Origin of the sequence: Paracraurococcus ruber, from assembly GCF_004353985.1 — a bacterium.
GTDB classification, from domain to species: Bacteria; Pseudomonadota; Alphaproteobacteria; order Acetobacterales; family Acetobacteraceae; genus Paracraurococcus; species Paracraurococcus ruber.
Genome location: NZ_SMOA01000054.1, coordinates 20,578 through 31,971, shown reverse-complemented (window position 1 = coordinate 31,971; position 11,394 = coordinate 20,578). Strand labels below are relative to the sequence as shown.

At 73.9% G+C, this 11,394-nt stretch carries 9 protein-coding genes; 6 read left to right on the top strand and 3 right to left on the bottom strand.

Annotated features, from left to right (window positions below):
• The first annotated feature begins 128 nt into the window (after positions 1–128).
• The gene (locus E2C05_RS12560) at positions 129–1,109 is read left to right on the top strand and encodes a Bug family tripartite tricarboxylate transporter substrate binding protein (protein ID WP_133219978.1); all 981 of its coding nucleotides are present in this window, start codon (positions 129–131) and stop codon (positions 1,107–1,109) included.
• Positions 1,110–1,299: 190 nt separating this feature from the next.
• Here E2C05_RS12560 and E2C05_RS12555 read toward each other — a convergent pair whose 3' ends face one another.
• Positions 1,300–2,445 carry an ATP-grasp domain-containing protein gene (locus E2C05_RS12555; protein ID WP_158292084.1) on the bottom strand — a complete coding sequence of 382 codons (1,146 nt, stop codon included), beginning with the start codon at positions 2,443–2,445 and terminating at the stop codon, positions 1,300–1,302.
• Here E2C05_RS12555 and E2C05_RS12550 point away from each other — a divergent pair.
• Both E2C05_RS12550 and E2C05_RS12545 read left to right on the top strand, forming a co-directional pair.
• Positions 2,438–3,301 carry a CoA-binding protein gene (locus E2C05_RS12550; protein WP_158292083.1) on the top strand — a complete coding sequence of 288 codons (864 nt, stop codon included), beginning with the start codon at positions 2,438–2,440 and terminating at the stop codon, positions 3,299–3,301. The genes E2C05_RS12555 and E2C05_RS12550 overlap by 8 nt on opposite strands.
• A complete protein-coding gene (locus tag E2C05_RS12545) occupies positions 3,298–3,939 on the top strand; it encodes an enoyl-CoA hydratase/isomerase family protein (protein WP_133219975.1) in 642 nt (213 codons plus the stop codon). Before E2C05_RS12550 ends, E2C05_RS12545 begins: the two co-directional genes overlap by 4 nt.
• 157 nt (positions 3,940–4,096) lie before the next feature.
• Here E2C05_RS12545 and E2C05_RS12540 read toward each other — a convergent pair whose 3' ends face one another.
• Positions 4,097–5,722: a GMC family oxidoreductase gene (locus tag E2C05_RS12540; protein ID WP_205082796.1), complete on the bottom strand. Its 1,626-nt coding sequence runs from the start codon at positions 5,720–5,722 to the stop codon at positions 4,097–4,099.
• A 122-nt stretch (positions 5,723–5,844) separates the two neighbouring features.
• Between E2C05_RS12540 and E2C05_RS12535 the strand changes: the two genes are divergently transcribed.
• Positions 5,845–7,257 (top strand): FAD-binding oxidoreductase, encoded by a 1,413-nt coding sequence (locus E2C05_RS12535; RefSeq protein ID WP_133219974.1) that lies wholly within the window; start codon positions 5,845–5,847, stop codon positions 7,255–7,257.
• A 219-nt stretch (positions 7,258–7,476) separates the two neighbouring features.
• Here the strand turns inward: E2C05_RS12535 and E2C05_RS12530 are convergent, their stop codons facing one another.
• Complete coding sequence (locus tag E2C05_RS12530; RefSeq protein ID WP_133219973.1) at positions 7,477–8,709, bottom strand: flavin-dependent oxidoreductase; 1,233 nt, start codon at positions 8,707–8,709, stop codon at positions 7,477–7,479.
• A gap of 161 nt (positions 8,710–8,870) precedes the next feature.
• Here E2C05_RS12530 and E2C05_RS12525 point away from each other — a divergent pair, with 161 nt between their 5' ends.
• Positions 8,871–10,466 carry an alkaline phosphatase D family protein gene (locus tag E2C05_RS12525; RefSeq protein WP_133219972.1) on the top strand — a complete coding sequence of 532 codons (1,596 nt, stop codon included), beginning with the start codon at positions 8,871–8,873 and terminating at the stop codon, positions 10,464–10,466.
• Positions 10,467–10,510: 44 nt separating this feature from the next.
• The gene (gene mmsB / locus E2C05_RS12520; RefSeq protein WP_133219971.1) at positions 10,511–11,389 is read left to right on the top strand and encodes a 3-hydroxyisobutyrate dehydrogenase; all 879 of its coding nucleotides are present in this window, start codon (positions 10,511–10,513) and stop codon (positions 11,387–11,389) included.
• Positions 11,390–11,394: the final 5 nt, after the last annotated feature.

Here is an 11,394-nt window from a genome sequence, read left to right as displayed (position 1 = left end):
GCCCTGGCCCGCGCCGCCCGCCCGCGCCAGCCGCCGCGCTGAACGGCGCCGCCCGGCTGCCGGCGGCTTGCGGCCGGGCGGCCCGGCCCGGCTAAACTCCCCGCAACACAGGCTGGGGAGGACACCACATGATCGGACGCCGGGATGCCTTGCGCGCTGGCCTGGGGGCCACCGCCGGGGCCGTGCTCGCCGGACAGGCCGCGCCGGCGCGCGCCAGCGCCTGGCCGCAGCGGCAGGTGCGAATCGTGGTGCCTTTCGCCGCCGGCGGGTCGAGCGATATCTGCGCCCGGATCATCGGCGCCCGGATGCAGGGCGCCACCGGCCAGACCTTCGTGGTCGAGAACCTGCCGGGCGGCAATGGCGTGGTCGGCACCATGGCGGTGAACCAGGCGCCGGCGGATGGCCACACGCTGCTGCTCGGCGCGACCACCACCTTCTCCGCCAACCCGCACACCATGAAGAACCCCGGCTATGACGCGGAGCGGGATTTCGCCCTGGTCGGCGTCTTCGGCATCACCGCCGGCTACCTGATGGTGCCCGCCGAGGCGCCCTGGCGCAGCGTGCAGGAGCTGATCGCCGATATCCGGGCCCGGCCGGGGCGGCTGAATTCGGGCTGGTTCAACGGGTCCTCCCGCATTCCCGCCGCCCTGCTGAAGCGCGTGGCGAGCCTGGATTTCGAGGAGGTGGCCTACCGCGTCATCGGCAATGCCATCACCGACCTGCAGAACGGCCAGATCCAGTTCGTCTTCATCGACATGGTGGCGGCGGATGCGCATCTCGCCTCCGGCCGCTTCCGGGCGCTGGCGGTCACGTCGGCCGGGCGCTCGCCGCGCTTCCCCGACATGCCGGCGATGACCGAGCTGTATGAGGGCTTCGAGCTGGGCGGCTATCTCGGCATGGGCGTGCGCAGCGCCACGCCCATCCCCGTCCAGCAGGCGATCAACCGGCAGGTGGTCGCCGCCGTGCAGTCGCCCGAGATCGCGGCGCGGCTGCGGGAGATGAGCCTGGAGCCGGTGGCGATGGACCTCGAGGCCTGCGCCGCCTATGGCCGCGCCGAGCGGATCAAGTGGGGCGGCATCATCCGCCGCGCCGGGATCGAGCCGGAATAGCCAGGGCGGATCGCGGCGTGGCTCGGTGTCGCGCCACGCCGACCGAGCGGGAGCGGCCTGCGCGATGCGGCGCAGGCGCGCACCGCCCCGGAGCGGATTGCACATCCTGCGGAACGCCCAGGCCGCTTCAGGCCATCGTTTGCGGCGCGGCCGCACGCCCCGCGGCATCCGCGCCGCGCCGCGATCCGCCCTATGCCTGCGCGACCGCCGCCACCGCCCGCACCAGGTCCTGCGGCGTGTCGTGCAGCGCCGTGACGCCCGCCGCCGCCAGATCGGCGCGCGCCTGGTCCAGCGGATAGCCGCGCAGCGCGGCATGGCCGGCGGCGATGCCGGCCAGGAAGGGCTTGGGTGGTGGCGTGTCGCGCAGCGCGGCAGCGATCGCCGCCACCCGCCCCTCCAGGCCGCGCGAGGCGATGGTGGTGAAGAACATCACCGCCTTCACCTCCGGCCGCCTTGCGATCTCGAAGCCGAGCGCCAGGCGCTCCGGCATGGTCTCGGCCGGGCCGCCATTCAGGTTGTCCATGAAGCAGGCGGCGGTGCAGCCGGCATCGGCCAGCAAGTCCAGCATCAGCATGCCGAGGCCGGCGCCGGCGGTCACCATCGCCACCGTGCCGCCCGGCAGCTCCACCAGGTGGAAGCCCTGGTCGCGGGCGCGGCGTTCCAGCGGGGTCAGCGCCGCATCCTCCAGCGTCGCGGACAGCGCCGGCGAGTCGCGGCGGTGCTGCGCCGCGTCGTCGCGCACCGCCTTGGCGTCGCAGGCGACCAGCCGGCCATCCGCCAGCACGCCGAGCGGGTTGACCTCCAGCAGTTCCAGGTCCTCGGCGCGGAGGATGCGGGCCAGCCGCAGCCCGAAGCGCGCCACCCGCGCCGCGAGGTCGGGCGGCAGGCCGCGGCGCAGCGCGGCGTAGAGGCTTTCCAGCGCGCCCGCCGCCTCCGGCTCGATCCCGCAGCGCAGCAGCATCGCCGCCTGCTCCACCTCGACGCCGCCCTCGGGCGCGCAGAGGATCTCGATGCGCTGCGCCGTGCCGTCCACCCGCGCGGCGAGGTAGAGCTCGCGCGCCATCGGCACCTCTTCCTCCAGCAGCAACGGCGCCGCGGCATCGCCGAGCGCAGCGCGGATCGCGGCGGCGATGGCCGGCGCCTCGCCCGGCGCGGCGCGGCGCACCAGGCCGCGTCGGCCGCGGCCGCCTTCCAGCACCTGCGCCTTCAGTACCCCCGCCGCATCCGCCGGCGGCGCGCCGTGCAGCAGCGCGCCACGCGGGATGGGCACGCCATGGCGCGCCAGCAGCGCCTTGCCATCATGCTCCGCCAGCCGCACGCTTGCCCCCGTGATCACGCTGCCCGTCCTCGCCAGCTTCCCCCGCCGCGTCGCGGTGTTCAACCCGGCCGGCCGCTATGCCCGGGCGCAGGTGGCGGCGATGCGGGAGGCGGGGACGGCGCTGGCCGCCGGCATCGCCCTCGGCCGCGGCGGGGAGGAGATGGACGGGCTGCCGCTGGTCGATGACCTGCGCGACCTGCCGGCGCCGCCTGATGCCGCGGTGCTCTACACCCCGCCGGAGGGCGTGCTGGACGCGGTGCGCGCCGCCGCCGGCATCCCGACCATCGTCGTCGCCGCCGAATATGTCCCGCTGCACGACGCGCTGCTGGCGGCGCAGGCGGCGCGCGCGGCGGGGTCCTGGCTGGTGGGGCCGAACACGCTCGGCCTCTGCGTGCCGGGGCAGGGGCTGCTGGGGTCCATCGCGCCGTCCTTCTGCACGGCAGGCCGCCTTGCCGTGCTGTGCCGCAGCGGCACGCTGACGCTGACCATGGCGCGGCTGCTGAGCGCCGCCGGCATCGGCCAGCGGCTGGTCGCGCATATCGGCGGCGACACGGTCTGCGGCCGCAACCCGCATGAATGGCTGCAGGCCCTGGCCGCCGATCCAGGCACCGCGGCGGTGCTCTATTGCGGCGAGATCGGCGGCGACAAGGAATATGCGCTGGCCGAGGCCATCCCGGCCTGCGGCAAGCCGGTGGTCGCCATGCTGGTCGGGCGGCATGCGCCCGAAGGCCGGCGCATGGGCCATGCCGGGGCCCTGGCCGGCGCGGCGCGGGAGACGGCGGCGGCGAAGCTGGCGGTGCTGGCCGCGGGCGGCGCGCTGGTGGCGCAGGACCCCGAGGCGGCGATCGCCCGGCTGCGCGGCGTCCTCGCGTGATCCTGCTCGACGAGATGCGCGGCCCGGTGCGGGTGCTGCGGCTGAACCGGCCGGAGAAGCGCAACGCGCTGAGCATGGCGCTGTGCGAGGCGCTGGCCGCGGCGCTGCGCGCGGCGGAGGATGATCCGGGGACCGAGGCCGTGGTGATCGCCGGCGAGGGGCCGGCCTTCTGCGCCGGCGGCGACCTGGAGGAGCGGCGCGCGCTGGCCGGGGATGCCGCGGCCTGGGATGCCCGCGCGGCGCTGGCCGATGCGGTGCTGGCGGCGCCCGGCGCGCTGGCCAAGCCGGTGGTCGCCGCCGCGCATGGCCGCGTGGTGGGGATGGGCGCCTCCCTCATGCTCGGCTGCGACCTGGTGGTGGCGGCCGGGGACCTGCGGCTGACTTGGCCGGAGGCGCGGCACGGCATCTGGCCGCAGCTGGTGGCGCCGCAACTGATCCGCCACCTGGGCCCGAAGCTGGCCTTCGACCTGCTGGCGACCGGCCGCGCGATGGAGGCCGAGGAGGCGCGTATGCTCGGCCTGGTGAACCGCGTGGTGCCGGCGGAGGCGTTGCTCGCCGAGGCCTGCGTGCTGGCCCGCAGCGCGGCGCAATACGGGCCGGAGATGCTGCGGGGCCTGAAGGCGTGGCTGCGCGGGTGAGGCGGTTGCGGGCGGGGCGCCGCCCTGGACCCCGGCGTCAGTTCAGTCGCTGCCTGAGGGGCCCCATCGAGGGCCCCTCAGGCAGTGATGACTCGAGGGTGCCAAGGGCCCTTCGGCCCTTGGTGGGGGGAGGTCGAGGGGGGCAAGGCCCCCCTCGCTACGCGGCCAGCCTGACCCGCGCCGCCGCCTTCAGGAGGTCGGCGCATTTCTCGCCGATCATGATGCTGGGCGCGTTGGTGTTGCCGGAGACGACGGTCGGCATGACGGCGGCATCGGCGACGCGCAGGCCGTCGATGCCGCGCACGCGCAATTCGGGGTCCACCACGCTGTGCTCGTCGCCGCCCATGCGGCAGGTGCCGCTGGGATGGTAGATGGTGATGCCGGTGCGGCGGATGAAGCCGAGGATCTCCTCGTCGCTCGCCGCCGCGGGGCCGGGCACCACCTCCTCCTGCACGATGCCCTGGAAGGCCTTCGCCTGCGCCAGGCGGCGGCCGAGCTTGATGCCTTCGACCATGCAGCGCCGGTCCGTCTCGGTGGAGAGGTAGTTGGCGTGGATCAGCGCCTTATCCCGCGGGTCGGGGCTTTTCAGCGTGATGGTGCCGCGGCTTTCCGGGCGAAGCTGGCAGGCGCTGATGGTCATGCCGGGGAAGTCGTGCAGCTCCAGCATGGTCTTGGACGTGCTGAAGGGCAGGAAATGGTACTGCACGTCGGGTGTCGCGCTGCCCGGCAGCACCCGGGCGAAGAGGCCGGCCGTGCCGGCGCTGACGGTCAGCGGGCCGCGGCGGCGGAGGGCGAATTCGGCGCCCATCAGCGCGCGGCCGACCAGGCTGGAGACGCGGTTGTTCAGGCTGCCCGGCCCCTGCACGCGGAAGGCCAGCCTCGCCTGGAAATGATCCTGCAGGTTGCGGCCCACGTCGCGCAGGTCGTGCACCACCGGCACGCCGACGGAGTGCAGGTGCTCCGCCGGGCCGATGCCGGACAGCAGCAGCAGGTGCGGGGATGCGATGGCGCCGGCCGAGAGGATCACCTCCCGCTCGGCAACGATGGTCAGCGGCGCGCCGTGGCGGGTGAAGCGCACGCCGGCGCAGCGCCGGCCCTCCATCACCAGGCCGGTGCTGTGGGCGTCCGTGACCACCACCAGGTTCGGCCGGTTGCGGGCGGGCTTCAGGTAGGCGGTGGCGCTGCTGCAGCGCCAGCCATTGCGCGCCGTCACCTGGAAGAAGCCGGCGCCTTCCTGCTCCGCGCCGTTGAAATCCCGGTTTCGCGGGAAGCCGAGTTCGGCCGCCGCGTCGATGAAGGCCTCGGCCAGCGGATTGCGGTCGCGCAGGTCGGAGACGGCGAGGGGACCGCCGGTGCCGTGCAGGTCGGAGGCGCCGCGCTCCTGGTCCTCGGAGCGCTTGAAGTAGGGCAGGACGTCCTCGAAGGACCAGCCGGTGCAGCCCAGCTGGCGCCAGTGGTCGTAATCCTCCTTCTGGCCGCGGACATAGAGCAGGCCGTTGATGGCGGAAGACCCGCCGAGCACGCGGCCGCGCGGCCAGGGGATGCGGCGGTTCTCCAGCTCCGGCTCCGGCTCCGTCACCAGGTTCCAGGAGAGGGTCGGGTGGTACATGGTCTTGGCGTAGCCGATCGGCACGTGCAGCCAGGGGTTCCGGTCGCGCGCCCCGGCTTCGAGCAGCACCACGCGGACCGAGGGGTCCTCCGACAGCCGCGCCGCCACCGCGCAGCCGGCCGACCCGGCGCCCACCACCACGTAATCCGCCCTCATCGGCACCGCGTCGGCCATCGCGTCCCCACCCTGTTGCATCGCAGCATCGGCGCTGCCGTCCCGCCGCACTGAAGCCCGATGCGGGGCGCAGGGCCAGGGGGGTTGAAGCGCCTGGCGCGGGGGCGGAGAGTGGGGGCACGATGAGCCCGCTCGACATGCTGGCCGATGCGATCGGCCCCAGGAACGTCCTCCGCGACCCGAACGACCTCGCGCCCTATGCGGTGGACTGGCGCGGCGCCTACCAGGGCACGCCGCTGGCGGTCCTCAAGCCCGGCACGACCGCGGAGGTGGCGGCGGCGGTGGCCCGCTGCGGCGAGATGGGCCTGTCGATCGTCCCGGCCGGCGGCCGCACCGGCCTCTGCGGCGCCGCCGTGCCGGCGGCGAACGGCCCGGCCGCGGTGGTGCTGAGCCTGGAACGGCTGAACCGCATCCGCCAAGTGGATGCGCGCGACTTCTCCATCGTCGCCGAGGCCGGCTGCGTGGTGCAGCACGTCCAGCAGGCGGCGGCGGAGGCCGGGCGGCTCTTCCCCATCCAGTGGGGCGCGCAGGGCACGGCGCAGATCGGCGGCATGCTCTCCACCAATGCCGGCGGCATCCGCACGCTGCGCTGGGGCAATGCGCGGGAACTGGTCCTGGGGCTGGAGGTGGTGCTGCCGGATGGCCGCGTGCTGGACGACCTGCGGCGCGTGCGCAAGGACAATAGCGGCTATGCGCTGCGCCACCTGTTCATCGGCGGGGAGGGGACGCTCGGCGTCATCACCGCCGCCGCGCTGCGGCTGGTGCCGGCGCTGAAGCGGGTGGAGAGCGCCTTCGTCGCGGTGCCCAGCCCGGATGCCGCGCTGTCGCTCTATGGCCGCATCATGGGCTGCGGGGCGGAGCTTGTGGCCTTCGAGCTCTGCGCCCGCTTCTGCATGGAGGTGGCGGCGAAGCATGGCGTGGGCCTGCGCATGCCGCTGCCGCTGGAGGCGCCCTGGTATGTCATGGTGGAGATCGCCGCGGCGCATGAGAGCGTGCCGCTGCGCGCCATGCTGGAGGAAACGCTCGCCGAGGCGATGGAGGCGGGCGAGGTGCTGGACGCCGCCATCGCCGAGAGCGAGGCGCAGCGCGCCATGATCTGGAAGATCCGGGAGGATTATCCGGACTGCTCGCGGCGCGACAGCCCCTCGGTCGGGACGGATACGGCGGTGCCGGTCTCGGCCGTGCCGGACTTCGTCAACGCGGCGGAGCGGGAGCTGAAGGCGCGCTGGCCGGAGGGGCGGATGGCCGCCATCGGCCATGCCGGCGACGGCAACATCCACCTGTCGCTGCATGCGCCGGCGGATTGGCAGGGCGGCCGCCCGGCCTGGGTGGAACGCGCCGGCGAGATGGAGCCGCTGGTGAATGCCATCGCGGTGTCGCTGGGCGGCAGCTTCTCGGCCGAGCATGGCATCGGCCAGAGCAAGCGGCATGCGATGGCGACGCACAAGAACCCGGTGGCGCTCGACCTGATGCGGGTGATCAAGGGCGCCCTGGACCCCGACGGCCGCATGAACCCCGGGAAGGTGCTGCCCTAGAGCGGATCGCGGAGTGCCGTGAACAGCCCGGAGCGTGAATCCGCTCTAAAAACAACACGCTACAGCGGCGCCGCGTTCAACTTTGAACGCAAGCCGCTGTAGACCCGAGGGTTCCACGGGCCTTTCGGCCCTAGGGACACCCCATGACGATGCGTCGCATCGTCATGGGGACCCCGTCGCGGGTGAGGGTCCGGGAGAGGGCAGGGCCCTCTCCCGGGCTCACACGGACCAGCTTGCCCTTGCGTTCAGGGTCTCCGGATCGAACCCCGCGAGCTTCTTGTATCCCAGGATCGTCGCTTCCAGCTCCGCGCGCGGCACCACGTCCTCCAGCCGCTCGAACCCCTGCGGCGCGCGCGCATGGACGATGTCCATGACACGGTCCGGCCCGTCGCCGCGGTTGGCTTCCACCACCGCCGCGGTGGCGGGGCGGCGCGCGGCCTCGTAGGCGGCCAGCGCCGCCTCCGGCGAGGGCTGCTTCGCCAGCTGCAGCGCCAGGTAGCGGGCATCAAGGATGGCCTGGGACGCGCCGTTGGAGCCGATGGGGTACATCGGGTGCGCGGCATCGCCCAGCAGCGTGACGCGGCCATGCGTCCAGCGCGGCAGCGGGTCGCGGTCCACCATGGGGAATTCGTACACCGCCTCCGCCGCGCGGATCAGCGCGGGCACGTCCAGCCAGCCGAAATTCCAGTCGGCGAAGATTGGCAGGATGTCCTCGATCCGGCCGGCGCGGTTCCAGTCCTCCCGCGCCCAGGGCGTGTCGGTCGGGTAGCGCTGCTCGGCGATCCAGTTGACCAGCAGGCGCCCGTCCTCGCCGCGGCCGATCGGGTAGCAGACGAATTTCGTGTCGCGGTGCCCGGCCTGGACCATGGAGGCGCCGGTGAGGAAGGTTGGCGCCCAGCTGGTCGCGCGCCAGAGCAGCGCGCCGTTCCATTTCGGCGGCCCCTCATCCGGGTGGTACCGCGCCCGCACGGCGGAGTGGATGCCGTCCGCCGCCACCAGCAGGTCGCCGCGCGCCGTGCTGCCATCGGCGAAGCGGGCGGTCACGCCGGCCTCGTCCTGGTCGAAGCCGGTGAGCCGCCGGCCGGCATGGATGCGGTCGCGGCCCAGCCGCTCCTCCGCGGCGCGCCACAGCAGGACCTGCAGCCGGCCGCGATGGATGGAGTATTGCGGCCACTGGTAGCCGGCGGCGAGGCCGCGGGGTTCGGTCCAGATGGTCTGGCCGAAGCGGTTGGCGTAGCGGAATTCCCTGGTGGCGACACCGGTTTCGGCCAGCGCCGCGCCCAGGCCCAGCTCCGTCAGCTCCCGCACCGCATGCGGCTGCAGGTTGATCCCGACGCCGAGGGGGCGGACCTCCGCCGCGCTTTCGAAGACCTCGGCCGCGATCCCCGCCGCGTGCAGCGCCAGGGCGGTGGTCAGGCCGCCGATCCCGCCGCCGATGATGATGGCCCGCATGTCGCTCCTCCGTCGCGGGGCAGTATAGGGCGGATCGCAAAGCGCCGTGAACGGCCCGCCGGGTGGCCCCGCCTCGCTGCCACGACGGCGGATTGTCATGCATCGGGGCATGCGCCGGCGGCCGGTGCGGGGCAGGATGCCGTGGCAGGGGGAGACCCGCCATGGACAGCACCGCCCGCCACATCCTCGCGCTGCACCGCCGCGGCCTGCTGCGCGGCGCGCTCGGCCTCGCCGCGCTGGCCGCCGCGCAGCCCGTGCGGGCGCAGCCGGTCTTCGGCCGCTATCCCTTCCGCCTGGGCGTCGCCAGCGGCGACCCGCTGCCGGACGGCGTCGTGCTCTGGACCAGGTTGGCGCCGGACCCGCTGGCGCCGCTGGGCGGCATGCCGGCGGCGGCCGTCCCGGTGGGGTGGGAGGTGGCGGAGGATGACCGCTTCGCCCGCATCGCCGCGCGCGGCACCGAGCTGGCGCGGCCGGAGCTCGGCTTTTCCGTCCATGCCGAGGTCGGCGGGCTGCAGCCAGGGCGGCCCTACTGGTACCGCTTCCGCGCGGGCAGCGAGGCGAGCCCGGTCGGCCGCACCCGCACCGCGCCGGCGCCCGAGGCCGCGCCGGCGCGGCTGCGCTTCATCAATGCCGGCTGCCAGCACCTGGAGCATGGCTGGTTCACCGCCTGGCGCCACGCCGCGCAGGAGGAGGAGATCGACTTCGTCTTCCACTATGGCGACTACATCTACGAGCACCGCGGCAGGCTTCCGGGCCAGCCTGGCTGGGGCCCGAGCCCGGTGCGGACCCATGCGGGGGAGGAGGTCCACACGCTGGAGGATTACCGCCGCCGCTACGCCGAATACCACATGGATGCGGACCTGATGGCGGCGCAGGCGGCGCATCCCTTCCTGCCCAGCTTCGACGACCACGAGGTGGACAACAACTGGGCCGGCGGGATCAGCGAGGAGGATGGCGGCCGCCGCTTCCCCACCCTGGTCCCGCCGGAGGTCTTCGCATTGCGCAAGCAGGCCGCCTTCCAGGCCTGGTGGGAGAACATGCCGCTGCGCCACGCCGCCCTGCCGCGCGGGCCCGCCATCACGGCCTTCCGTCGCCTGCGCTTCGGCCGCTTGGCGGAGGTGCATGTGCTGGACACGCGGAGCTTCCGGGACGACCAGCCCTGCGGCGACGTCAACGGCCCGGCCTGCGAAACGGTGGCGCGGCCCGATGCGCAGATGCTGGGCGCGGCGCAGGAAGGCTGGCTGCTGGACGGCATGGCGCGGTCCGGCGCCACCTGGCAGGTGCTGGCGCAGCAGGTGATGGTGATGCGGCGGGAATTGCCGGGCGGCGCGATCTCCATGGACAAGTGGGATGCCTATCCGGCCGCCCGTGCCCGGCTGCTGCAGGGCATCCGCGACCGCGGCCTGGCTAATGCGGTGGTGCTGGCGGGCGATGTCCACAATGCCTGGGCCGGCAGCCTGCGGCTGGACCCGCTGGACGAGCGCAGCCCGGCGGTGGCGACCGAGTTCGTCGCCAGCAGCATCACCAGCGAGGGCGATGGCAGCGAGACGGTGGCCAGCACGGCGGAGGTGCTGCGCCGCAACCCGCATATCGCCTTCTTCAACAACCGCCGCGGCTACACGCTGCACGACGTCACGGCCGGGCGGATGGAGGTGACCTTCCGCGCCGTGCCCTTCGTCAGCCGCCCCGACGCGGCGCGGGAGGATCGCGGGAGGTTCGTGGTGGAGGCGGGGCGGCCGGGCGTGACGCCGGCCTGAGCCCCGCCTAACCTCCGCCCCCGATCGCAGCGGAGGAAACACGCATGGCACGCATCGGCTTCGTCGGCCTGGGCAATATGGGCCTGCCGATGGCCCGCAACCTGCTGAAGGCCGGCCACCAGGTGGCGGGCTTCGACCTGGTCCCGGCGGCGCTCGAGGCCTTCGCCGCCGCCGGCGGCAACCCTGCCGGCAGCGCCGCCGAGGCCGCCCGCGGCGCCGAGTTCGTGATCACCATGCTGCCCGCCGGAAGGCATGTGCGCGATGCCTGGCTCGGCGCCGGCGGCATGGCCGCGGCCAGCGATTCCGGCGCGGTGCTGATCGACTGCTCCACCATCGATGTCGCCACCGCGCGCGATGTCGCCGCCGGCGCCGGTCGGCCGATGCTGGACGCCCCGGTCTCCGGCGGCACCATGGGCGCCGAGGCCGGCACGCTGACCTTCATGGTCGGCGGCCCGGCGGAAGCCTTCGCCCGCGCCCAGCCCATCCTCGCGCTCATGGGCCGCGGCATCGTCCATTGCGGGGAGGCCGGGGCGGGCCAGGTGGCCAAGGTCTGCAACAACATGATGCTGGCCGCCAACATGATCGTCACGGCGGAGGCCTTCGTGCTGGCGGAAAAGCTCGGCCTCTCCCACCAGGCGCTGTTCGACGTCGCCGGCAAATCCTCCGGCCAGTCCTGGGCGCTGACCTCCTACTGCCCGGTGCCCGGGCCGGTGCCGGCCAGCCCCGCCAACCGCGACTACCGGCCGGGCTTCGCGGCGGCGCTGATGCTGAAGGATCTCGGCCTGTCGCAGGATGCGGCGGCGACGGCCGGGGCGGAAACGCCGCTCGGCGCCCAGGCGCTGGCGCTGTACCGACGCTTCGTCGAGGCGGGGAATGCCGAGGTGGATTTCTCCGGCATCATCCGCATGCTGCGCGGCGGCTGACGGCG